The sequence below is a fragment of the Rhodococcus sp. MH15 genome, from assembly GCF_019266045.1.
GTDB lineage: Bacteria > Actinomycetota > Actinomycetes > Mycobacteriales > Mycobacteriaceae > Rhodococcus_F > Rhodococcus_F qingshengii.
The window spans coordinates 139,947-162,955 of sequence record NZ_LPNP01000065.1 but is presented as its reverse complement, the minus strand read 5'-3'; the positions used below and the strand labels follow the sequence as shown (position 1 = coordinate 162,955).

24 protein-coding genes are annotated in these 23,009 nt (G+C 62.3%); 8 read left to right on the top strand and 16 right to left on the bottom strand.

Features of this window, described 5'->3' with window-relative positions; genetic code table 11:
- Positions 1-2: 2 nt before the first annotated feature.
- Positions 3-944 (bottom strand): cytochrome c oxidase assembly protein, encoded by a 942-nt coding sequence (locus ATN37_RS15230; protein ID WP_064113812.1) that lies wholly within the window; start codon positions 942-944, stop codon positions 3-5.
- A 126-nt stretch (positions 945-1,070) separates the two neighbouring features.
- Between ATN37_RS15230 and ATN37_RS15225 the strand changes: the two genes are divergently transcribed.
- Positions 1,071-1,715, top strand: coding sequence for a thioredoxin domain-containing protein (locus ATN37_RS15225; RefSeq protein WP_030535837.1), 645 nt, complete (start codon positions 1,071-1,073; stop codon positions 1,713-1,715).
- Here ATN37_RS15225 and ATN37_RS15220 read toward each other — a convergent pair whose 3' ends face one another.
- From ATN37_RS15220 to ATN37_RS15210, 3 genes are read right to left on the bottom strand one after another with little or no spacing between them, the layout of a single operon-like run.
- A complete protein-coding gene (locus tag ATN37_RS15220; RefSeq protein ID WP_007736002.1) occupies positions 1,716-2,663 on the bottom strand; it encodes a M56 family metallopeptidase in 948 nt (315 codons plus the stop codon).
- On the bottom strand, positions 2,660-3,019 hold the full coding sequence (locus tag ATN37_RS15215; RefSeq protein ID WP_003944179.1) for a BlaI/MecI/CopY family transcriptional regulator: 360 nt from the start codon (positions 3,017-3,019) through the stop codon (positions 2,660-2,662). Before ATN37_RS15215 ends, ATN37_RS15220 begins: the two co-directional genes overlap by 4 nt.
- A gap of 28 nt (positions 3,020-3,047) precedes the next feature.
- Entirely contained in the window at positions 3,048-3,677 is a 630-nt protein-coding gene (locus ATN37_RS15210; protein WP_042453198.1) for a M23 family metallopeptidase, read from the bottom strand.
- A gap of 179 nt (positions 3,678-3,856) precedes the next feature.
- Here ATN37_RS15210 and ATN37_RS15205 point away from each other — a divergent pair, with 179 nt between their 5' ends.
- Together ATN37_RS15205 and ATN37_RS15200 are read left to right on the top strand one after the other, a co-directional pair.
- On the top strand, positions 3,857-4,783 hold the full coding sequence (locus ATN37_RS15205; protein ID WP_058038064.1) for a cation diffusion facilitator family transporter: 927 nt from the start codon (positions 3,857-3,859) through the stop codon (positions 4,781-4,783).
- A 154-nt stretch (positions 4,784-4,937) separates the two neighbouring features.
- Positions 4,938-5,483, top strand: coding sequence for a ferritin (locus ATN37_RS15200; RefSeq protein WP_030535839.1), 546 nt, complete (start codon positions 4,938-4,940; stop codon positions 5,481-5,483).
- Here ATN37_RS15200 and ATN37_RS15195 read toward each other — a convergent pair.
- Genes ATN37_RS15195 through ATN37_RS15180 form a run of 4 tightly spaced genes read right to left on the bottom strand, consistent with a single transcriptional unit; the run spans position 5,480 to position 9,016 of the window.
- Positions 5,480-6,298 carry an alpha/beta fold hydrolase gene (locus tag ATN37_RS15195; protein ID WP_003944129.1) on the bottom strand — a complete coding sequence of 273 codons (819 nt, stop codon included), beginning with the start codon at positions 6,296-6,298 and terminating at the stop codon, positions 5,480-5,482. The two genes, ATN37_RS15200 and ATN37_RS15195, sit on opposite strands and share 4 nt — an antisense overlap.
- A 53-nt stretch (positions 6,299-6,351) precedes the next feature.
- Positions 6,352-7,266, bottom strand: coding sequence for a DUF5926 family protein (locus tag ATN37_RS15190; protein WP_003944127.1), 915 nt, complete (start codon positions 7,264-7,266; stop codon positions 6,352-6,354).
- A gap of 11 nt (positions 7,267-7,277) precedes the next feature.
- Positions 7,278-8,042, bottom strand: coding sequence for a glycerophosphodiester phosphodiesterase (locus ATN37_RS15185; RefSeq protein ID WP_003944175.1), 765 nt, complete (start codon positions 8,040-8,042; stop codon positions 7,278-7,280).
- Positions 8,039-9,016 (bottom strand): DUF4328 domain-containing protein, encoded by a 978-nt coding sequence (locus ATN37_RS15180; protein ID WP_058038065.1) that lies wholly within the window; start codon positions 9,014-9,016, stop codon positions 8,039-8,041. Before ATN37_RS15180 ends, ATN37_RS15185 begins: the two co-directional genes overlap by 4 nt.
- Positions 9,017-9,431: 415 nt before the next feature.
- Between ATN37_RS15180 and ATN37_RS15175 the strand changes: the two genes are divergently transcribed.
- Both ATN37_RS15175 and ATN37_RS15170 read left to right on the top strand, forming a co-directional pair.
- Positions 9,432-11,213: a hypothetical protein gene (locus ATN37_RS15175; RefSeq protein WP_218695355.1), complete on the top strand. Its 1,782-nt coding sequence runs from the start codon at positions 9,432-9,434 to the stop codon at positions 11,211-11,213.
- A gap of 16 nt (positions 11,214-11,229) precedes the next feature.
- Positions 11,230-12,159: an LLM class F420-dependent oxidoreductase gene (locus ATN37_RS15170; protein WP_003944174.1), complete on the top strand. Its 930-nt coding sequence runs from the start codon at positions 11,230-11,232 to the stop codon at positions 12,157-12,159.
- Positions 12,160-12,174: 15 nt separating this feature from the next.
- Here the strand turns inward: ATN37_RS15170 and ATN37_RS15165 are convergent, their stop codons facing one another.
- From ATN37_RS15165 to ATN37_RS15155, 3 genes are all read right to left on the bottom strand, one after another.
- The gene (locus ATN37_RS15165; protein ID WP_223304488.1) at positions 12,175-12,771 is read right to left on the bottom strand and encodes a hypothetical protein; all 597 of its coding nucleotides are present in this window, start codon (positions 12,769-12,771) and stop codon (positions 12,175-12,177) included.
- Positions 12,772-12,882: 111 nt separating this feature from the next.
- On the bottom strand, positions 12,883-13,596 hold the full coding sequence (gene msrA, locus ATN37_RS15160) for a peptide-methionine (S)-S-oxide reductase MsrA (RefSeq protein ID WP_020905733.1): 714 nt from the start codon (positions 13,594-13,596) through the stop codon (positions 12,883-12,885).
- The gene (locus ATN37_RS15155; RefSeq protein ID WP_047272742.1) at positions 13,535-14,713 is read right to left on the bottom strand and encodes an acyltransferase; all 1,179 of its coding nucleotides are present in this window, start codon (positions 14,711-14,713) and stop codon (positions 13,535-13,537) included. Before ATN37_RS15155 ends, msrA begins: the two co-directional genes overlap by 62 nt.
- Before the next feature lie 260 nt (positions 14,714-14,973).
- On the opposite strand from ATN37_RS15155, the gene ATN37_RS15150 reads away from it, so the two are divergent.
- Complete coding sequence (locus tag ATN37_RS15150) at positions 14,974-15,597, top strand: superoxide dismutase (RefSeq protein WP_003944189.1); 624 nt, start codon at positions 14,974-14,976, stop codon at positions 15,595-15,597.
- Here ATN37_RS15150 and ATN37_RS15145 read toward each other — a convergent pair.
- The 4 genes from ATN37_RS15145 to ATN37_RS15130 form a co-directional block, all read right to left on the bottom strand.
- Positions 15,594-16,943, bottom strand: a complete 1,350-nt coding sequence (locus ATN37_RS15145; protein ID WP_030535844.1) for a membrane protein — start codon at positions 16,941-16,943, stop codon at positions 15,594-15,596. The two genes, ATN37_RS15150 and ATN37_RS15145, sit on opposite strands and share 4 nt — an antisense overlap.
- Positions 16,944-16,986: 43 nt before the next feature.
- Positions 16,987-18,135 carry an AI-2E family transporter gene (locus ATN37_RS15140; RefSeq protein ID WP_218695354.1) on the bottom strand — a complete coding sequence of 383 codons (1,149 nt, stop codon included), beginning with the start codon at positions 18,133-18,135 and terminating at the stop codon, positions 16,987-16,989.
- A complete protein-coding gene (locus ATN37_RS15135; RefSeq protein ID WP_003944155.1) occupies positions 18,125-18,697 on the bottom strand; it encodes an HdeD family acid-resistance protein in 573 nt (190 codons plus the stop codon). Before ATN37_RS15135 ends, ATN37_RS15140 begins: the two co-directional genes overlap by 11 nt.
- A 156-nt stretch (positions 18,698-18,853) precedes the next feature.
- Positions 18,854-20,203, bottom strand: a complete 1,350-nt coding sequence (locus ATN37_RS15130; protein WP_003944160.1) for a DUF1254 domain-containing protein — start codon at positions 20,201-20,203, stop codon at positions 18,854-18,856.
- Positions 20,204-20,368: 165 nt separating this feature from the next.
- Between ATN37_RS15130 and ATN37_RS15125 the strand changes: the two genes are divergently transcribed.
- The gene (locus ATN37_RS15125; RefSeq protein ID WP_003944138.1) at positions 20,369-20,896 is read left to right on the top strand and encodes a hypothetical protein; all 528 of its coding nucleotides are present in this window, start codon (positions 20,369-20,371) and stop codon (positions 20,894-20,896) included.
- A gap of 294 nt (positions 20,897-21,190) precedes the next feature.
- Positions 21,191-21,904: a TMEM165/GDT1 family protein gene (locus tag ATN37_RS15120; protein ID WP_058227350.1), complete on the top strand. Its 714-nt coding sequence runs from the start codon at positions 21,191-21,193 to the stop codon at positions 21,902-21,904.
- Between the two features lie 3 nt (positions 21,905-21,907).
- Here the strand turns inward: ATN37_RS15120 and ATN37_RS15115 are convergent, their stop codons facing one another.
- Complete coding sequence (locus tag ATN37_RS15115) at positions 21,908-22,942, bottom strand: Lrp/AsnC family transcriptional regulator (RefSeq protein ID WP_075831778.1); 1,035 nt, start codon at positions 22,940-22,942, stop codon at positions 21,908-21,910.
- Positions 22,943-23,009: the final 67 nt, after the last annotated feature.

Genomic DNA, 23,009 nt, shown 5'->3' with positions numbered 1-23,009 from the left:
GCCTACCGAGTCTCAGGCCGCTCGGCGGCGTTCAGTGATCTGAGGAAATTGTTGTACGCCTCCAGATCACTGTCGCCGTCGATCTCGGCGCGGCGGTCCAGGTCGGCATTCATCCGTTTGTCGTCGCGGTTCCAGCGCATCGCGAAGATCACGACCACCACCAGCGCGACGGGCTCTCCGTACGACCACGCGAGGGCGCCCGCCAGCTGCTGATCCTGCATCACGTCCACGCCCCACTCGGGAGGCGGATCCACGAACGTGGTCAGCAGCGGCTTTGTCGCCATCATGAGTACGACGCCGATGAACACGTGCAGCGGCATCTCCACGAACAGGTCGAAACACCGGCCGAGGTAGCTCTGTCGCACCGGCAGTGGGCCGGTGGCGAGCACCGGCATGATGAAGAGCAGACCGCTGGCGAGAAAGAAGATTTCGAGAAAGACGTGTCCAGCCGGTAACGCCGAGACGGTGTCGAAGATCGGCGACAGGTAGATCCCGTAGTAGCTGAACAGAAATACCGGGATCGTGAACCCGGGGTGCAGCATCCACCGCGCCGGTGGGCTACGCAATGCCGAGAGGGCAAGCGCGAGAATGCCTTTTCCTATTCCTCGGTGCGGCGTCGAACGTAGTAGCAGCAGTCCCGGCGAGCCCAGTACCCAGAGCGGCGGGATCGCCATCGAGAGCGTCAGGTGTTGGAACATCCAGACGCTGAAGAGTTCGTAGCCGTAGCTCTCGACCTTCAGTCCGGTTACCGCGATCAGCAGCAGGCACCCACCGAGGAAACACGCTGTCCGATACCACGGCCATGGTCGCCCACTCGCGCGAACTCGCTGAGCGCCAGTCCAATACCAGAGTGCAAGAACAACTCCCAGGGCAGGAAGAAGCGGGAGGGATGAGGTATCCCACTCCAGCATCTGCCCGATCGACGGCGGCGGCGTGTCATTCACGAACGCTTCACCGGCGGGTCCTCCTTCGTCTCCATGCGGGTACCGTCGACTCTACACCTAACTACTATGTTGGATAGTATTTAGGAATTCGACGGAAGGTACGGGTGCACAGCAGTGTCCAGAAGCATGAAGATATCCGCCGCCCTGATCGCGGTGTTCGCGGTAGCACTGATCACGTTCATCACCGTCGATCCGATTCGGGCAGACAACGAGAACGCCGATCGGGCAGCACAATCCACCGCCGTCCTCACCGACGACGCGTACCGATTGACCTCGGCCGCCGATGGCAAGGTGAACCTGGTCGAATTCCTCGACTTCGAATGCGAAGCCTGCCTCGCACTGTACCCGACGATGGAGCGGATCAGAGCGGAGTACGAGGATCGAATCACGTTCGGCATCAGATACTTTCCGATTCCGAGTCACACCAACAGCACTCTCGCGGCGCAGGTCGTCGAATCCGCATCTCGCCAGGGCAAATTCGTCGAGATGTACAAGCGAATGTACGAGACGCAGTCGCAATGGGGTGAATCCGCCGAATCACAGGAGGCGCTGTTCCGTTCCTACGCACAAGATCTCGGACTTGACATGGCCCGATTCGAATCCGACCTCGGCAGCCGCGGCGTCCGCGAGCGGGTCGAGCGCGACTTCGAAGAAGGCCGACGCCTCGGCGTCCAAGGTACTCCGACGCTGTTCCTCAACGACGTGAAGCTGGACCAGATGCCGAGCTACGAGCAGTTGAAAGCCCAGATCGATTCGGCCTTGGGAGAATGATCAGGTCAGAACAGCGCAGATCCCCGCGGAGACGGCCACCGTCACGGCTGCGGCAACGGCCGTCGTGACAGCGGCCGGCACACAGGCCGCCACCGCGCAGGTCAGTCGCCGAGGCGACGCCACGTCGCCGTCGACCAGGGAACTCAATCGCACCGCGGTCGCGCTGCCGCGATCGCTCAAGCTCCAGTCCGGCTGAGGAAGCGGCGATTTCGACACCACGGCAAGGGCGGAACGCACCGCAGCCGGGCTGGTGACGCGAGCGGCGTGTCTGTCCGCCGACAGTTCGACGATCGCGCCGACGGCAGCGGGTGCCGCCGCGAACAACGGCACTCGCGGAAGAACAGCGGCCAAGACTTCGCACGCACCGACAATTCGGTGATGACCGCCGCTCAGGTGTGCACGCTCGTGCGCGAGGACAGCATCCCGCTCGCCTCCACTGAGAGCGGATGACAAGCCTTGCGTCGCAACAACAAATCCAGGCTTTCCGGCGACGCTGTACGCCATAGGCAGCGGATGATCCAACCACAACACGTCGGACTCCGAGTTGTCGCGGCGCGCGACGATCGAGAGAACATCACGATGGAAATCTCGGACCCTCGCGTGCTCACGTGCCTGCTTGCGGCCGGCCAGCACGATCCGAACGGCGATCACACCCACCACAGCAACGGCTGTGCCGGTGATCAGTTCACCCACCCATGAACTCGTGCCGTGCGCGAAGGCGCTGAAACACCGAGCGATACCGTCGACCAGCCCCTCGACCGGCGCGTGGCTCGGCCACACCAGAACCAAGACCGCGGAGAGAGCGAGATACAAAGCCGACGCCATGCTGCCGAGCCACGCCGCGAGCAGCACCGCCGGTGACAACGCCGAGGAAACGGCTCGCAACACTCTCGGAACCAGGAATCCCACGAGCATCGCACCGAGAAACATCGGCAACGCCAATGTCATTGCACACCTTCCCCGGAAAGACCCCGGCGCAGGGCCTCGTTCTCGGCATCTGTCATGGTCTTGGCGAAGTGCAACAGCACGGCAGCGGAATCGGAACTGCTGTCCAACAATTCGCGCAGTGCTCTGGATGTGGCCTCTTCACGGCTGCGACTCGGCCGATAGAAGTAGGCGCGACTCTTCTTCTCACGACTCACCCAGCCCTTGTCGTAGAGATGCGTCACGACGGTCAGGATGGTGGTGTACGCAAGTTGTCGACGCTCACCCAGGGTCTCGACCAGATCCTTGACCGAGAGCGCGTCGTCGGACTGCCAGAGCACATCCATGACCTCGGCTTCGAGTCCGCCAAGCCCCTGCATTGCTCCTCCATCGCGTCGTGACAGAACTTCAGTCGCCCGTGGTCTTCTCCCCGAACGACACGCCCCGGGAATTCAGGTACGCGAGCGGATCGGTCTTCTGTCCGTCAGATTGCCACACCTCGTAGTGCAGGTGTGGTCCTGTCGATTGTCCACGATTGCCCACGGTCGCGATCAACTCACCCGCCCGCACCTTCTGACCCGCAACCACGAGCGCCTCGTTGATGTGTCCGTAGACGCCGACGGTCCCGTCGTCCTGCTGGATGCGGACCCAGAGCCCGAATCCCGCGGCGGGACCGGATTCGAGCACAACACCGTCGGTCGCCGACACGATGGGCGTTCCGATCGCGTTCGCGATGTCGAGGCCGTAGTGGGTGGTTCCCCACCGTGGACCGAAGTTGGACGTCATCGTCCCGCTGACGGGGGCCATCACCTGTGGCTTTTCGGCCTCGAACGCCAGCGCCGCTCGCTCGGATTCGAGTTGTCGCGTCTTGCCGAGTTGTTCGGCTATTCCAGCAAGATCCGTCGGCCGGACAAGGTCGAGGATCTCCGGCGCCGACACCGCAGATGCATCCTCGACTGCAATCGGCGGCGGCGACGCGTGCCCGATGGAAGTGCCGGACGCGAGGATTGCACCCGTCGCCACGGAAACCGCGGCCATGCGCCCGCCGGGTCTGATCGGCTCGGATTTTCGATGTCTTCCCACTTCTCGGTCCTCGCGTCGATGACAAATGAAGGTCTACGCCGCCACCTTACAACTATGTTGCATAGTTTTTAAGACATGCACTATTGCGCATATATGCATATGTGTCTAGGCTGGCGTCGACGAAAGGACCTTCGATGTCACACGGACACGGGCACGGAATCTCCCCCGCCGAGGCTGCGACCAGCAACAGCGGCAAGCATGTCAACAAACTGTGGATCGCCGCCGGCCTCGGGTTGGTGACCTTCGTGCTGCAGGTGACGGTCGGCCTCTTGACCTCGTCACTGGCCCTGCTCTCGGACTCGGCGCACGTGTTCACAGACATCTTCGGCATCTTCATGGCGCTCGCCGCGATCCTCGTCGCACAGCGTGCCGCCCGGCGCCCCGACCGTACTTTCGGCATGTACCGCACGGAAGTGTTTGCGGCACTGGCCAATGCGATCCTGCTCTTCGCAGTCGCCGGGTGGGTGCTTTACGAGGCCGCCAGCCGCTTCACGGATCCGCCCGAGGTTCCCGGCCTTCCCGTCGCGACAGTCGCCGTCGTCGGTCTGGCGATGAACGTCATCGCCTTCCTCATGCTGCGCAGCGGCGCGAAGGAAAGCATCAACATCCGCGGCGCCTACCTCGAAGTCATGGCGGACATGGTCGGGTCCATCGGCGTCCTGGTCAGCGGCTTGGTCACGCTCGCGTTCGGTTGGCGCTACGCCGACCCCGTCATCGGCGTCGCGATCGGCCTCTTCGTCTTGCCACGTGCCTTCAACCTGGGCCGCCACGCCGTTCGCATCCTCCTCCAGCAGGCTCCCGACCGCATCGACGTCACCTCGATCATCGAGAAGATCAACGCTCTGCCGGGAGTCGTCGACGCGCACGATCTGCACGTCTGGACACTCACCTCGGGGATGGAAGTTGCTTCCGTTCACGTCACCGCGGTCAGTGACGCCGATCCCACAACGGTGCTCGCAGCAACCCGAACCTTGCTTGCCGAGGAATTCGAACTGGGGCACGCCACCGTACAGGTGGAACAACAGGGAAGCGACGGTAAATGCGCGGAACTCGCCTGGTGAAATGGACATTCCAAAATGAAACATTCGAATTCACCAGGCTCGATAACCTCACCGAATTCGAAGAAAAATTAGGTCTTCTTTAGTTTGGGAACGCTTACCACAATAAGGTCATACTGGGATGACAGGGCCTCTGACCTGCACTATCTTGGAATTCATGACTTCTGGGGAGACTCACATGACCAAATTCCACGCACTACTCCGAGACCAGATTCGCAACGAGTTCAACGCTTCGCATCAGTACATCGCGACAGCGGTTTACTTCGACAATGCGGACCTGCCACAGCTGGCAAAGCACTTCTACAAGCAGGCTGTGGAAGAGCGTAACCACGCCATGATGATCGTTCAGTATTTCCTCGATCGCGACATCAACGTCGAACTCACCGGCGTCGACGCCGCGAAGGCCGACTTCAAGGATGCCCGTGAGCCCATCGCTCTCGCGCTGACGCAGGAGAAGACGGTCACCGAGCAAATCGTCCAGCTCGCGAGCACTGCCCGCGAAGAAGGCGACTACCTCGGCGAGCAGTTCATGCAGTGGTTCCTCAAGGAGCAGGTCGAGGAAGTTGCAAGCATGACAACACTTCTCACCATCGCGGACCGCGCAGGCGCCAACCTGTTCGACCTCGAAGACTTCGTGTCCCGCGAGATGAGCACCGTCGGTGACACCACCGGTGCACCGAGCGCAGCCGGCGGAACCATCTAGCCTGCAGCACTCACGGATTTTGCCCTCGAGCCGAACGGTTCGCTTCCTGCCAGCAGGATCGAACTGATCAGCTCGGGGGCATCTGTCATCGGTACGTGCCCAAGGCCGGGCAGAACCATCAACTTTGCCTGCGGGAACGGCTTTTTCACGCGCTGCGCCTGATACACGGGCAGGATGAGATCGCGTCGACCCCACGCAACCGTCACCGGCACAGTGGGATCCACGATGGGCGGCAGCACGAAGTCCATCTCGAGACCGAGATCGACGAGTTCGTTCGACACGAGCGAACGGCAGTCGGCCAACGCCGCCGCATAACCGACATGACTCGGATGAGCGAAGAACGCGGCGAGCGCCGGATAGCGAATCAGCTTGTACCGCAATGCGCGTGGCAATCCGTCACCCATGAGCTTGGCCGTGCCGCGCAGTGCACGGAACGTGTTGATCGCTCGCACCTGATCGAGGTGATTGACAAAGAACCCGGCCGGCGAAAGAGCTGTCGCCGACGCGACATCTCCGCGCGCTGCCAGCGAGAGGGCAATCCAGCCGCCGAGGGAGTTTCCCGCGACGTGGGCACGCTCCCCCGCCGGCGTCACTTCCTTGACGAACTCACTGACATCGTCGATCAGCTGTCCCATGACGTCCGGACCGAGTTCGGGCAGCAGCGACTCTCCGTGACCCGGCAGGTCGACGGTGACGACGCGGCGGTACGGCGTCAGCTGGTCCAAAAGCGAATCCCACGCCTGCCGTCGATGGACGATGCCATGGACGAGCACAAGCGTGGGACCACTACCGGAGATGTCATGCGACAAGGTCATGTCACCAACATTAACCGTAACTTCGCGTAACGCCTATAGTTCGGGCGAAAAAATCAGCGCAGCGTGACCTGACGACCACGAAGTCCGTCGCGCGAGCGAAGCTCGGCCGAGGTCAGCGGAGCATCGACGGCCAGAGCCTCGGCAAGACGCTCACCGAGCTCGACGGTTGCCGCTACCCACTCGTTTGCATGCTTTTCGCGGTCGAGGTCGAAGACGGGAACCAACAGGCCGTGGGTGCGGAACGAGCCTGCGTAGCGCGAGCCCTCACCCAGATGCAGTCCACCGGTCGCGTGCACGCGCGCCAGCGCGAGCATCAGGTCGTCTTCGCTCTCGGGACGAACCCAACGCAGGTGCGCCTTCTCGCCGGCGTCGACCCACCACGCGGCAACGAGGCCGTCGCCTTCGAGGCGTGCAGAGGGCATGATCGCCGAGTTGGCGTGCTGCACGGTGGCGGCAACCTCGGGATCGGTTTCGACGCCCTCGGGGATCCACCAGTTGAAGTTCTGGTGCACGGTGATGTCGAGCAGGGCCGAGGGATCGACGACAGCGGTGACTGCGGGGGTCTCGGAATCGGGGTTCGCGGCAGAAAGCGCGTCGCCGGGGGCCGCGTCCTTGATCCAGTTCACCGAAGCGGCGAGGTCTGCGCCGAGGTCGGCCGAGTGCGCCTGAACCTGGACACCGACAAATCCTGTGGCCGTCTCGCCCTCGTCACGGACGAGTGCGGCAACAGCGCCGGGGAGGACCGTTGCCAACGTGACGGGACGGTCGGAGCCGATGACCGGCAACGGAGCCGTGGCGGACGGAACGAATTCGCGCAGCGCAACCAGATCGCACTCGGCGGCAAGGCCCTCGAACGGGCGGCTGACTACGCCGGCAGCGGCTTCACGCTCTGCTTGGCGTGCCGCCAGCTTCTCTGCGCGTGCGCTGCCCTGCTTCGGTCCACTGTTTCTTTTGCTCTTCTTGGCCACGAGGGCAAAATCTACACGCTGCCCAGCCATTGCTTCGTGCGCCCGGGATGGTTGGTGGCAACCCAACTGACCCCGAGCTCACGACACAGGTCCACATCCGCCTTGTCGTCGACGGTCCAGCAGTACGTCGCGCGACCCGCAGCAGCGGCCCGATCGACCAGATCGGGATGTTCGCGCAGTGCCTTGATCGACGGCCCGATCGCCGTAGCGCCCACAGCCGTCGACGCACCGCCGCCGAGGTACCGCGACGCGTCACCGAGCAGGACCGTCGGCAGCAGCGGTGCCGAACGACGCACTCGCCAGACCGCACTCGCCGAGAAAGACATGACGACAGCGCGCGAGTGATCGGCCGACGGCGGTGACGCGATCCCGAAGCGGTGCAGTTCCGCCAGGAGTTTGGCTTCGACCAATCCGCCGAACCTCACGGGGTGCTTGGTCTCGATGAACAGCTTCACCGGGCGCGCAAAATCCAGAGCGAGGGTGATGAGGTCGGAGAGAGTCAGCAGTTCGGCCGGTTCGCTCGTCGACCCGTAGTCCAGAGCGTTCAGCGAATCGAGCGTCATCTCGCTGACGATCCCCGTCCCGCTGGAGGTGCGGTCGACCTTGCGGTCGTGAACGCAGACCAGGTGTCCGTCGCGGGTGAGCCGGACGTCGCATTCGAGCCCGTCGGCACCCTCCTCGAGGGCCAGTTCGTAGGCGGCGAGGGTGTGCTCCGGCCGCGCAGCCGACGCACCTCGGTGCGCAACGACGAGTGGACCTCGACGATCTGGGCTCACAGGGCAGCGGTCTCCTTCTCCTCCAGCACCGTCTTCTCTTCCAGCACCGTCTTTTCTTCCAGCACCGAGCGCGGCACTGGCACCCACCGGGTTTCCGATTCCGGTTCACCGCGCCAGCTCTTGCGCTCGATCCGGCGGATCACGACGAGTGTCAACGCCGCGGTGACGGCAGCGATCAGTGCGATGAAAGCGTTCAGCAGAACCCCGTCGGCCATTGCCTGAATCCCCGGGCGTGATCGCCAGTACGCGTTGACCACCAGCAGCAGAGCGCTGAATGCCCAGAAGCCCCACCAGATCTTGACCAACAGGGTTCCGCGCGGATCGCGGCGGACCAACTCGAAGAGATAAACGGCCGGCATCACCAGGTTGAGGATCGGCACAGCGCAGCCGACGACAACTTCCGACGCTGTGCGTGGATCGGATTCCCGGGCACCTGCGAAGTGTTCACGACGCCGACGAAGCAGCCAGCACACAGCGGCGATTGCCGCGAAGACCGAGATCAGCAGTCCACCCAACTGAGTGAAGTACACGGCGGCGTCGGAGACCGTGAGCAGCGGCTGCGGGATCAGCCTGGTGCGGTTGCGGACCAGGATCGCGTATCTGCCCAGTTCGGCGAACACTGCCAGTCCGTAGAGGATCGTTGCGAGCGTCAGCAACGGCCCGACTCGGTCGGCCATCCGGTCCGCTCGCGAGGGCGGCACCGGTGAGTTGTCGACGACGTCCTGGAGTCCCCACTGCGGGACAGCGTCGTAGCGCGGAGTGGAGAAGCTACGACGCACTGGTGCGTCCCCCACGCCGCGGGGGTCGGACGGGGAGCGCGCGATCCAGCGGAAGCCACGGCGGTTGGGCGGTTGGTAGATCTCGGTGCGGGTGGGGATCAGCAGGACGCCGCTGCAGCGCGGGCACCACTGCGTCGGGCCGCCGACGACAGGCCAGCGTGCGGCGCACCGGGCGCAGACCTGAACGACACTCACAACTTCGATTCTGTCACGCCGTATCGGTAACGGCAGCAAATGGATTCACTCCCGATTTGTGATCGAACCTCCACCGCGTTCACCTGCATTGTTCGAATAATGTGACCTCCGCCACTTAAAAACTCGAGTTATCCACAGTTTCCACAGGTTCATCCACAGTTCTGGATGAATGAATCGGGCTTTATCCACAGGTCACGGGCAAGACCCTGAGAATTTGCTGACAGGTGTTAGCGAACGATGCACAGGCTCGAGGATGAATTTGACACCGCAGGTCAGTGAACTTTCGGGCGTCGACGTCATTTATCCCGGCAAAGTTCACAATCCATTCAGAAATTGCTCCCGAAAAGACAGAAAAGACCGGTATCCCCTTTTTGTGAGAAGTCGGTTTTTGACACACCTGGAAGCATGACCGTCGATGACTTCTCCACAGCCCGAGCCAACTCTGACGTTCACCCCGAGACGGGTCACGCAGCTCGCGTTCGTGTTGATCGGATGTCAGCTCGTCATTCGCGTCTGGGTTGCCGCGAGCAATTACTTCTACTGGGACGACCTCATCCTGATGGGCCGCGGAGGACGCTTCCCACTCTTCGCGAGCGAACTCCTGCTCTACGACCACGACGGTCACTTCATGCCCGCGGCCTTCTTCTTCACCGGGTTGATCGCCCGTATCGCGCCGTACAACTGGGCGCTGTCGGCAACGCTGCTCGTCATCGGTCAGGCCGCCGCGTCGTTGGCGCTTCTGCGCACTCTTCGGTTGGTCCTCGGCCGGCGACCGGCACTGTTGATTCCGCTGCTCCTGTATCTGTTCGTCCCGCTGACACTTCCGGCGTTCTCGTGGTGGGCAGCCGCGCTCAATGCATTGCCGCTCCAGATCGCGCTGGCCTGGGCATGCGGCGACGCGATCAAGCTGTACCGCACCGGGCAGGTGCGCTACGTGTTCTCGGGCACCGCGGTTTTTGTCGTCTCCTTGCTGTTCTTCGAGAAAGCAGTGCTCGTTCCGTTCGTGGCACTCGCTTTTCTGGTGCTGTACTTGCGCACACAAGGTGAAGGAACGCCGATACGAAGTGCGGTCACGAAGTGCCGACGCCTGTGGACGGCCTGCGCCGCCGTGCTCGCGATCTGGATTCCGGTGTATCTGACAACTGTCGAATCTCCGATCACCGGATACGGCCGTTCGATGTCCACCGAACTGCTGCATCACGGAACGTCTTTGGGGATGCTTCCCACTCTTCTCGGCGGCCCCTGGCGCTGGGAGCGGTGGATCCCCAGCCCCGCCTGGGCCGATCCGCCGACGCTTTTGGTGGTCGCAGCCTGGGCCGCGCTGCTGACGACGGCCGTGATGACAGTGCGTGCCCGACGCGGCGCTGCCTGGATCTGGGCTGCCGCGGCGCTGTACTTCCTGGCCTCCGTGGTGGCGATGACCGCTACCCGATCCGACGCCGACACCACTTACGAGTTGGCGCAGACCTTGCGTTACTTCACGGATTCGGCGACGGTGTTCGCCCTCGCCGCCGCTCTTATTCTCGCTGCGCCTCGGCGACGTCCGGCCCGTTTGCCCGTCGCAGTCGCCGCCGGCCTGTCAGTGCTCTTCGTGATCAGTTCGCTCGTCTCGACCGTCACGTTCGTCGACATCTGGCGCGAGAACCCGACCCGCGACTACCTCGCGAACGCGCGAATGTCGTTGTCACAGAATCAGGATGCTCCACTGCTCGAGCAACCCGTCGCGATCGAAGTGCTCCTTCCCGTCGCCTTTCCGAACAATTTGGCAAGCAACGTTCTCGCGCCGCTGCCTGATCGCCCCGAATTCTCTTCCAGCACTCCGATTCTGCGCACCATCGACGGCAGCGGTCAGATCGTCGATGCCGAAGTGACCTGGACGAGAAGGATTCCCGAAGGAACGGCGCCGAACTGCGGCACCCGTGCCGAAGGCCCGACCGAGCTCCCCCTCGACGGCCCCCTGGCCGGCTGGGAATGGACGGTTCAGCTCAATTACCTCGCCAGCGCCGACGGAACGATCGATGTTGCGTTGGAGTCCGGCGACGCAGTATCCGTACCCGTCACCCAAGGTTTGCACTCGGTGTTCGTGCGCCTGGTCGGCCACGGAAACAGTGTGAAGATCACGCCGACAACACCGGGACCGACCCTGTGTTTCGGCGCCGGACAAGTCGGTGCCGTCGTCCCGACCTCCGCAAAATAGTGGCAGAGTGGAAGTCATGGAGCTGCGTATATTCACCGAACCCCAGCAGGGCGCTACCTACGAACAACTACTGACTGTTGCCCAGACCGCCGAAAAACTCGGCTACGGCGCATTTTTCCGCTCGGACCACTATCTCGCCATGAATTCCGACGGCCTTCCCGGGCCCACCGACGCGTGGATCACGCTCGCCGGAATCGCCCGCGAAACATCCACCATCCGCCTCGGCACTCTGGTGACGTCGGCTACGTTCCGTCACGCCGGACCGCTGGCCATCTCGGTCGCACAGGTCGATCAGATGAGTGGTGGCCGCGTAGACCTCGGCATCGGTGCCGGCTGGTACGAGGAAGAGCACCAGGCGTACGGCATCCCGTTTCCGGCGCTCAAGGATCGCTTCGAATTGCTCGAGGAAACTCTCGACGTCGTGACCGGTCTGTGGCGTACGACGGTCGGCGACACGTTCGACTACGACGGTAAGCACGTGCAGATCAAGAACTCTCCCGCGCTTCCCAAACCGCACCAGGTCGACGGTCCGCCGATCCTGATCGGTGGCACGGGCAAGAAGAAGACTCCAGCGCTCGCCGCTCGGTTCGCAAACGAGTTCAACATCCCGTTCAAGTCCCTCGAGGAAACGAAGGACATCTTTGCGCGGGTTCGTCAGGCTTGCGTCGAGCACGAGCGCGATCCGAACGAATTGGTGTACTCCAACGCTCTCGTCCTGTGCTGCGGCCGCGACGAGGCGGAGATCAAGAAGCGCGCCGAGGCTATCGGACGCGACGTCGACGAGCTACGTGAGAACGGTCTGGCCGGAACACCTTCGGAGCTGGTCGACAAGATCGGCACTTTCGCCGACGCCGGTTCACAGCGCGTGTATCTGCAGACTCTCGATCTCGCCGATCTGGATCATCTCGAACTCGTCGCAAGCGAGGTCATGCCCCAACTGCAGTAAGGAATGGGCCGGGATCTACAGCGCGTTCGCGTCGAGGAACGCGCGTAGGTCTCGGTCCCACTGGGCCGAGCGGGAACGGTCGAGAAAGACGCGCACCAGCATGAAAGCGATGACCAGCAGCGACATCACGCTGAACCAGGTGAAAACCCCGGTCACCACGGCTGCGACGTCGGCAGCACTCTGAGTGATCGGAGCTACGGTCTTGTCGCCCTGATCATTGACGTAGATGGGGACCTCGGTGCCGGCGGGCGTCGCCGAGTCGACAGTGACATCACCCGTGTGAACCTGGCCGTTCCAGTTCCACTGCGCGCTGGCCATTTCGGTGGTCGGCGCAATGTAATCGGCTGTCGAGGCGGTGGTCTGCGTCGAATCTGCTGTCGTCGTCGCCGAAATACTGTGTAATTCGGCGGATTGTTTGGCGATCAGTGCGTTCTGGCTCGAAGCAGTCGCAGCCCCTGCCCATACCGCGAGAGGCAGGAGAAGAATCGCGAAAATGATCAGACCGAAGGACATGAACCCTTCGATCCGATCACTGCGGCGAACCATCGGATCGTGGCCTACATGAATGGTGCGTCGGAGCAGCGACGCAGTTCCTCGCGTACTACCTGACATTGTGAGCTCAGTTCTCTCGACGACACACTCTTACATCGAGATTCCCTTTGTTTCGATCTAGTTGCAAGTGTTAACGAGCTGAATCACATGTGTCCTCCAACACCTGTCCAGTTATTCGCTCGGCGGAAGGATGTCCGTCTGCGCCGGAACCTGATCCTGACGGAGCAATCCGACCGGGCAACTGACGCCCGTGGCATGCACCGGGCAGTAACCGCCGGGATTCTTCGCCAGATACTGCTGGTGGTAATCCTCCGCGTAGAAGAAGTCGCGCAGCGGGCCGATTTCGGTGGTGATCGCTCCATATCCGGCTTCGGCAAGCCGTTCACCGAAAGCGACGGCCGACGCATGAGCGATTTCTTCCTGCTCCGCGGACGTCGTGAAGATCGCCGAACGGTACTGCGAGCCCTGGTCGTTACCCTGACGCATCCCCTGCGTCGGATCGTGGTTCTCCCAGAAGTGCGCCAGGATCTGCTCGTAGGAGATCACTGCGGGATCGAAGACCACCAGCACGACTTCGGTGTGACCCGTACGTCCGGAGCACGTCTCTTCGTACGTCGGGTTGGGCGTGAAGCCGCCCGCATAACCCGCAGCGGTCGTGTACACGCCGGGAAGCTGCCAGAACTCCTTCTCGGCGCCCCAGAAACAACCCATCCCTACGACGACGGTCTGCAGTTCGGCCGGAAACGGCGGCGTCAACGGATGCCCGTTGACGTAGTGCGCGGTCGGAACCGGCATTTTCTGCTCTCGGCCCGGGAGTGCGTCCTCAGGCGCGATCAGCGTGGATTTTGCGGACGCTCGTCCCAGAATGTCGTCGTACCAGCTCATGCTTCGATGCTACGCGCGAGCGACTGTTTCGCCACGCCGTGATCGCGCGGGCGCCGGGCAGCTCCACCCACCGGTAGCCGATTTCTGCTACCGCGGCCGTGGCCAGAAGGAAGAGCGCAAACGCCAGCGTCGGTCCGACGTACAAAACAGTGTTCTCGACGACGCGGTACAGGATCAGGGTGTGCACGAGATAGATGACGTAACTACGCGTCGAGAGCCACTTCACGACCGGCCAGCGCGTCGGGACGCCGTCGTAGCGGCCGATGAGAACTACCGCTGCGGCGACTACCGAAATGGTCCACAGATAGTGCTCACCGGCCCAGTAGACGCGGAACTGGGTCGCCACGATGATGACGTGCATCTGGACGAGGACGGCCGCGATCAGCCAGCGGCCGGGAGCGAGCTTCGCCCACGCGAGGTACATGATCTGGCCGAGGAAGACGGCCGGCAGCGTCGCGGCGATCTTGGACAGCATCGGCACGGTGTACGGCAGCGGCGCGTAGACGTTGTAGAGCAGCACCAGCGAGCACAGCGCACCACCGGCGAGCGGCATGACGATCGGTCGCAGCCGCAGTATCGGGCGAGCCGCTACGCATGCGAGATAAAAGAGGAATTGGACGGTGAGTGTCCAGGTCACTCCCAGAACTGCCACCTCGGGCTTGAGAAAGAATCCGCCGAGAAAAAAGCTCATCAACGCTTCGGTATCGGAAATACCTTCCTGACCGCTGAACATTCCGTTGATTCCGAGGCGGACCAGAAGAATGGCAATCGCGGTCGCCACCCAGAATGCGGGCAGCAGTCGACTGAATCGGTTGGTCAAGAACTTTCCGGGGCCGTCGCGAATCGCGGATCGCGTCACCAGAGCGCCGGTAAGCATCATGAATACTGCGACGCCGACAAAAGAGAGGTGCTGGTTGAGTTCGGCAGGCTCGATCAAAACGCCGTAGACGACGTCGATCACCCACCAACCCGAGCCGAGATCGTCGATGACGTAGAAAGAGATGTGGGAGTAGATCACGGCGGCAACCGCCAGGGCTCGCAACAGGTCAGCGCCCGGAAGATTCACCCGAGGCGCGGCCGCCTCTGGTGATTCCGGGAGGAAAACTGGTGCGGGCATCGCGCAAGTTTAAGGTTCCGTTCACCTTTACGACGAATTTGCGCATATTAGCTTACCCTTAGATCGGGGCAAGTTCGGTTTCCCAAACTTTATTCTTTGGTGATTACTACCTGAGCCGGACTGTTGCGGACGGTGTACGAATGTTATTGGGTGGAAACCCGAAGAATGATTTGCACATACGCGAGTGACGTCACGCCGTGACCGGTGATCGACGCACTCTAAAGCACCAGGGCTCACCAGCCCGCAAAGAAGGGACCCTCGTGTCTGTTTACACGCTGCCGGAACTCCCCTACGACTACGCAGCCCTCGAGCCGCACATCTCGGGCAAGATCATGGAGCTGCATCACGACAAGCACCACGCGGCTTACGTTGCCGGTGCCAACGCTGCACTCGAGAAGCTGGCCGAGGCTCGTGAGAACGACACCATCGCAGCGCAGGCCAACCTGCTCGAGAAGAACCTGGCGTTCCACCTCGGTGGCCACACCAACCACACCGTTTTCTGGAACAACCTCAGCGCTGACGGTGGCGACAAGCCCGAAGGTGAACTCGCCGCAGCGATCGACGACAACTTCGGTTCGTTCGATCTCTTCCGCGCTCACTTCTCCGCGAACGCCAACGCCATCCAGGGCTCCGGCTGGTCCATCCTCGCGTGGGACTCGATCGGACAGCGTCTGATCATCGTCCAGCTCTACGATCAGCAGGGCAACATCTCCATCGGCCTCACGCCGCTGCTGCTCCTCGACATGTGGGAGCACGCTTTCTACCTCGACTACCAGAACGTCAAGGGCGACTACGTCAAGGCATTCTGGAACATCGTCAACTGGAACGACGTTTCGGCTCGCTTCGACCGTGCACGTACCCAGACCGCAGGTCTGATCGTCTAGTCACGCTCTTCTTGCGAACGGCGGCGCCTCACCAGGGGCGCCGCCGTTCGTGTCAGCAGAGCACCACCGAGCAGGACCGTCGTGGCTCCGAAGACCAATGCCAGTGTGCGAGTTCCGGAGTCACCGCTGCCCGCGGTGGTCTGATTCACGGCCACCGGATCCGACAGCACCGAGGTCAGCTGAACCTGCTGCGGGGTGGTCATCGCGGGAATACCGGATTTTGCGCCGTCGAGGCCCGTGACCAGTGACTTGGCGATTCCTTGCAGCGTCGTGAATCCCTGGGTGATCTGATCGGTCACGTCACCGAGCATCTGCGGCGCCTGATCAGCGATGGGAATGAGGCCGTCGTTCAATTGTCCGGCAGCACTGCTCAGTTGATCGCTCGCGCCTTGCAGCTGCCCGACAGCGGTGCGGACTAGATCACCGAGCTCCGTATCGGGCCCGACCGAGCCACCCAACAGCGCCGGAACGGTGCCCAATTGCGCATTCAGCGCACCGAGATCCGAACTCACACCGGCCAGTTGCGCTGTCACGTCAGGCGGGATCGGAAGGCCGTTCAGCGCAGTCTGCAGCGCGTCGATTCGTGTCTTCAGTTCCGCGGTCGAGGTCGACGCCTCCCCAAGCGTCAGGCCCAGTGAGTCCGCGCGCGTGGCCAGCTCTTCCGCCGACCCCGACGCCTGATCGACAACACCGGACACCTGATCCGCGACGCTCATCAGCTCCAACGCCCCGGACCGTGCGGTCTCGAGGTACGGCAGCAGAGTGCCTGCGCCTGCTTTCACCTGATCGATGGACTTTCCGGCCTCGTTGGTTCCGGCGACCAGAATCTGTGCGGTGGTGAGGTTTTGATCGATCGAGCGTCTGGCGGCCGACGTCTGAGCCAGCAGACCCTTGATGCCGTCCGCGCCGACCTGCGCCGACACGGCCCGAGTCAACTCGGCCGACTTCTCCGAATCCGAGCCCTTCACCTCGAGGTCGACGCTCGCCTGCCGTGGATCCATGCCGAACATCGACGCGACGGTTTCGCTGAAGTCCTCCGGCACGGTCAACGTCGCGAAGTAGTTCCCGCCGGGGTTGTCGACCACCTGGAAGTCGAAGTCTTCGTTCTTGCCCAACGTGTCCACCAGCGTGTCGCCGGCCCGAAGTTCCTTGCCGTCGAGCGTGGTTCCCGCGTCGGCGTTCACGATCGCGACGGTGTTCGAGGTGTCGGCACCGCCCGCGAAGATCACGAACCCGATCCCCGCCACCGCAGCCGCGACGATCGCGGCCACACCACCGACTGCCAGCCGTCGACCGAGTCGTGACGGCCGGCGATGGGAGTTTTCTGTGGTGTTCTCGGCGCTCATGGGCGAGACGATAAAGCAACAACTTGTAGAAACACTGAGAGCCCTAGCCTGCGGGCGTGGCCGGCTTCTCAGACTCCTCTGGTTCCTCGTTCGACATGTCCCGAGGTCCACTGATCAGGATGTCGGCCCAGCGCGTGGCTGGGTCGATATCGAGCAGGACGGCCTTCACCAACAACGAGAGCGGGATCGCCAGCAGCGCTCCGAGCGCCCCGAGAACCCACGACCAGAAGACAAGTGAGAGGAACGTCATCGTCACCGACAGTCCGACGGCGTCGCCGACGAACTTGGGTTGGATGATGGACTGGATCACGAAGTTGATGACGGAGTAGACGACGATCACCCACAGCATCAGCCACGGCCCGCCCTGCAACAGTCCCAGGAGCGCCGGTGGAATCACGCCGATGACGAACCCGATGTTGGGGATGTAGTTGGTGATGAAGGACAGCAACGCCCACAGGACGGGCAGCTGAATGCCCATGAGCCACAGCGCGCCACCGTCGAGTACCGCCACGATGAGGCCGAAGACCGTCGAGACCACCAGGTATTTGCGAGTTCCGGCGGCAAAGGTGGAGAGCGCGTAGGAGATTTCTGGACGTTGCTCGGACAGCACATGCAACCGCGAGCGGATGCTCATCCCGTCGAAGGCCATGAACAACAACAACGCGAGAATGAACACCAGATCCGACAGGATGCCGAGCAGGCCCTCCAGCCCGCTTTCGAGGACACCCACAACCTTCGTGAGATCGACACTGCTGAGCGTGCTTTGGATCTGTTCGGTGCTCACGCCGAAGTCGGCCAACTTGTCGCGGCCCTCGTTGAGGAGGTTGGTCATCTCCTCGGAGTACTGCGGCAGGATCGTCGCCAACTGAGCCGTCGACACGATCAACGACGCCGCCAACCCGAGCAGGATCAAGTACACGGTGACCAGTGAGCCCAACATCCCGACCCACTTGGGCCACCCTCGGCGCTGTGACCAATCCTGAATGGGCTGAACGGCAATCGTCAGCACCAGGGCCAGGAATACCGGCCCGAGGATGCCGCCGAACACCTTCATTCCGCCGACGGCGACCACGGTGGCGGCAATACCGAGCAGGACGATCAAACCGCGCGGGATCGACCAGTTCTCACTACCGGACAGCGTGGGGATCGGAGTGGGAGCCTCGACGGCCGGCTTTCCCTTCTTAGAGAACACCGGCTTCCTTTGCCCGGCTCCTGATCTGGAATGCTCCCACGATCATGAAGAGGCCGAACAGGATTGCGTACCAACCCAACAACCAGATGAGGCTGATGATGCCTTCGCCGGGCGCGATGAGAAGAATGATGCCGAAGATGACAGCAAGCACCGATGCGGCGAGCAACCATCCCCAACTGGATCCGGGCAGCGCCTTCATCTTGAAGGCGCCGACAATTCCGAAGATTCCGAACATGATGGCGTAGAAGGCAATTATGTACAGCAGCACCAGCGCAGTGATGCCCGGCCAGACCAGCGCGACGATGCCGGCTCCGACTGAGACGACGCCCGTGAACACCCACCAACCCCACGAGCTCAGATGCTCGCGGTCCCGGATGGCGCGAACTATCGTGATCAAACCGTCGGCGATGGAGTAGATACCGAACAGGAAAACCAAGGCCACCACGGTAATTCCCGGCCACACGAGCGCGATGATTCCGAAGATCACGCCGAAGATTCCGCGGATCAGGATCATCCACCAGATCTCTTTGCCGTACTGCACGAACGGATTCTGCGTGACCATCAGTAGCCTCCGAAACAAGCGGGTGTCTCTGACCGATTCAACAGCTCTTCAAACAGGGCAATACCGACAGATCGTATGACTCTTGTGACCTTTCCGCCCATCGAAACGCGCGGCTGATACCGAGTTGTGCTCTTCGGGTACGAAGCGAGGGGACTTTCAGCCTGCTTCTCGAATACTTGCTTCTCGAATACCGGGCGCAGTCCACGATCCCGACAGCACTGCCGCCTTCGGCCAGTACAGGCGCAGAAAGACGTTGAAGTCGCCGGACGGAGCCGGCAGCCAGTTCCGCTCCTTCTCACCACCAGGGGATTCGTGCTGGAGATAGATGTCAAGGGAACCGTCGTCGGCAAACACCAGATCGCTTCGATCGCCAATCGCGTATCGGTCGATCGGGTTGTCCACGAAGAACTGCCGCTCGTTCATCATCGTGAGCGACCAGAAGCCCTCGACCGGTGGCAGCTCGTCCTTCTCGAAGTGCAGGACGTACTTCTTCGCCCCGGTCAGCGGCTTCCCGTCGACGTCCGTCGTGGCATGCGGGTACACGGCATCAGCGTCGAGATTGGCCCCGAAACCGAGCCAGACGATCAGAGCCCGCTGAGCGTAATGGGTTCCGTAGTGCCCCAAGCCGCGGTGCATCGTCCAGCCGTTCTTCGGACTGCCCTCGGCCTCTTCGGCGATCTCGCTCAGCACGTCCATACCGGTTCGCGCAGCTCTATCGAGGGCATCACGTACCTCCTGCGGACGCGACCTCCAGGGCAAGGAGGAGCCGATTCCTATGTCGGACAGTTGTTTCATCATCTCGGTGTCCTCCGGACGCGGAGGATTGTCGTCGAGAAGTGCGTCGAGTCTGGTGAAGAATGCCTCGCCGTCCATGGCGGCCACCTGGTCCACCGGCGGCGTCCGCGTGTCGACGGCAGGGTTCACCGGCATTTCACCAGGCGTGTAGTCCTGCGGGTCACCCGTCCACTCCGACAGAGGAGTGAGTCGCGTCCGGTCCTGCAGGCTGTGCACTTCTGCCAGGTCTGTTCCCCCCGACGTCGCGTAGCGGGCGACTATCCAGTTCATCGCCGTCGGAGACCGCAGCAGCGTCAAACCCTTGGGCACGTTGCCTTTCCAATTCGGCCCGGCCACCAGGTACGGTCCCCCGGTCCGCCCGACTGTCCGAGATCCCGGAACCGTGAACACGTCGCTCCACGCGTCGAGGATGGGGACCAGCCAGTACCGCGTGCCGAAGTCCGGCAGTGAGAGCACCTGCGGTTCCGTCGAGACGTCCAGCCACCCCGACGAGTAGAGAGTGTCCGCGTTGGGTGAGACGACATCGGTGAAGGTCGCATCCGGCGTCGTACGCGCGTATGCGAACTGGTTGAGCGGGGCTTTCATCGCCACCGGCGAAGGCACCGCCGTCATGACATCCCGCGATACCGCAGCAATCAACAGGGGATATCCGAAGATCCACGCCTGCGTTGCCAGGTCTTCCAGCCGAGAACGGTTCTTCGACAGAGTCATGTCTGCGCATACCACCGCCCTCACCAGCGCAAACCTGGCTGGCACTCTCCCTCTCTTGTGTGCCAGTACCGAATGGGTGCATATTTCGATTACCCAACGAGGTGTGCCGGACCGACGCATGCGCGTCTGCCCGAGATTTGCCCCAGCACCGAGGGAGGAACAGAAATGAACAGAAACGAAGCAATAGGCATTTCTCCGTTCCAAGCCGCTGGGTCTTTGCAGGGGTTCGTCATTTCCGGTCGTTGGCCGGACACCACCCAGGAGTGGGCGCAGCTTCTCGCATTGGCTGTCCGCGTGGCCTCGATGCCAGGTTTGTTGCCGACCACGACGGTCTTCGGGGTCCGTGAAGACGTTCCCGAAGATCCGCAGCCGGGCACCGTCGGTCTGGTGGTTGCCGAAGGTCCGGTACTCGGCGATTTCGCCTTGACACCCGGCCGTTTCTCCGACCATCAGCCACCGGCGCTGATCATGCTGCACCCACCGTCGGAAACCACGCCCAGCCTGCCGGAATGCGAGGGCAGCGCGTCGGGGTGCGTACTGCTGCCAGGCCTTCCCTATCTGGGTTTGGAGCATCGTGCGGCGTGGGTCGAGGCTGAGCCGGACGGCACAGTCGTCTCCATGATCAGTCGTGTCGGCATCGATCCGATCAGCGATCCCGACACCGCTGTTTTGGCCATGCTCCTCGCCTCGTGACGGCCCCGGTAAGCGATAAGTTCGGACTCCCAAACTTGCTGTGCGCTTTGCCAATTCGTTTCAGGCGCGCTAACGTGGGCAGCAACGAAGGGGAGTAGCCCCCAATCGCCCGTGTCGACATACTGGTTCGACGCGCTCCGCCTGGTGCGGATCGCGAAGCACCCGGCCTGGCGAACCGAAGGTCCTGTGGCCTCGGTGGGCGAGACCTTCGGCCGGACAAGCGCACCCACTGCGCCTGCCCAGGCCGGAGGCTCGCATTTTTCCTCCGACCTACACCGACCGGAGGAGTAAATCTTGCTTGCCGCAATACTTTTGAGTTTCGGCGTCATTTTTGTCGCAGAACTCGGTGACAAGTCCCAACTGATGGCAATGACGTTTGCCTTGCGCTATCGCTGGTGGGTCGTCCTCGGCGGAATCACCGTCGCCACCACCCTTGTTCACCTCGTCTCGGTCGCCGTCGGCCACTACCTGGGCGTCGCCCTCCCCACCGCGGCGATTTCCATCGTCGGCGGTATCGCTTTCCTGATCTTCGGCCTCTGGACCTTGCGCGGTGACGATCTCACCGACGACGAGCAGAACAAGGCCGGTCGCGTCACGCGATCCGCCTTCATCGCCGTCGCCTCGGCCTTCTTCCTGGCAGAACTCGGCGACAAGACCATGCTCGCCACCATCACCCTTGCCACCGACAACGACTGGATCGGCGTCTGGATCGGGTCGACGGTAGGCATGGTGGCGGCCGACGCTCTCGCCATCATCGTCGGCTCGGTGCTGGGCAAGCACCTTCCGGACGGATTCATCAAGATCGGCGCCGCGGTGCTGTTCTTCGTCTTCGGTGTCTGGCTGCTGCTCGAGGGCATCTTCCCGGACTCGTCGGCCGGCATCATCGGCGGTGGCGTTGTCCTGGCAGTGTCCGTACTGGGTGCGCTGGCACGGATGATCTGGAAGCGCTCCCGTGCGACCGACTCCGCTACACACCTCGTCGACGACAATCGGACGCCGATCGACTGACGCTCAACGAATAACGTCGCCGGCACCCCAAATTGCGACCGGGACATGACCTTCCGCCACTCCGCTCGGTCCGAGTAGCTGCCCGAACCGCTTCATCGGGTACAGCGAGACACGTCGATCGAGGATCCGCACACTACCGATTCGGCGGAGTCGATCCTCGACGACAAGACTCTGCGCGAGGCTGCTCAGCCACACGCTGATCAACATGTTCGCTGTTCCGGTAGTCGCCACCAACAATCTGATCTCCGGCCAACTCGACACAAGATTGCCGAGTTCGTCGGTGGAACCGTCCACAGCGACATCGAAGATCACTTCGAACGGTGAACCGACAGCCTGTTGCGAGACATCGCAGCGGAAAATCAACTGTTGCGACGCAGTCAGTTGGGCCAAGCGCCGTCGAATCGCAGTCTCGTTCGTTCCACAAATCGCGGCGAGGCGCGCGTAGCTGGCACGTCCGTCACGGCCGAGCGCCTCCAACAGGGCACCGTCGGACTCGCGGAACTCTGTCGGATCTGCCGGCACCGCAGCGCCCTTTGTCGATGCCGTTGCCAGCCGAGCCCGACCCGCTTGCCCCAGAGCGCCCGGCTCCCAGCTGAACCCGTCCCGGTACACCTTCACCCCGACCCGGCTTCTGATCGACAGAATTCCAGGATCGGCGGCAAGGTGCTCACACACCAAGGCGTCCAAACTCTTGTGGTCGGCGGCCACGACTCCGACGAAGTACTCGTACTCGCCTTCCGTCCTGGCCAACAGATAGGCACAGGAGAGTTGACGTAACAGCTCCCCCACGTCGGCAACGGAATCCTGTGTGGTCCTGATCAGGAGATAGCCGAATATGTGGGTTCGACCGATTGCGACCGCGTTGACCCACGAATGACCGTTCGAGACGAGGCGACGCCACCGGCGGGCGATCGTCGTCGAATCCATGTCGAGCACTGACGACAACTGCGTCCACGACGCGCGGGGGTTGAGCTGAAGTGCATTGATGATCTCCAGATCAGATTCCGCGATCACGAATGTGTCGGATTCCGGCTTCATCAGGCCAGTATTGCCGGATTACTGCATTCTGGTCGGTGATCCCTGCCTGTTTGCCAAAGATGTGTGA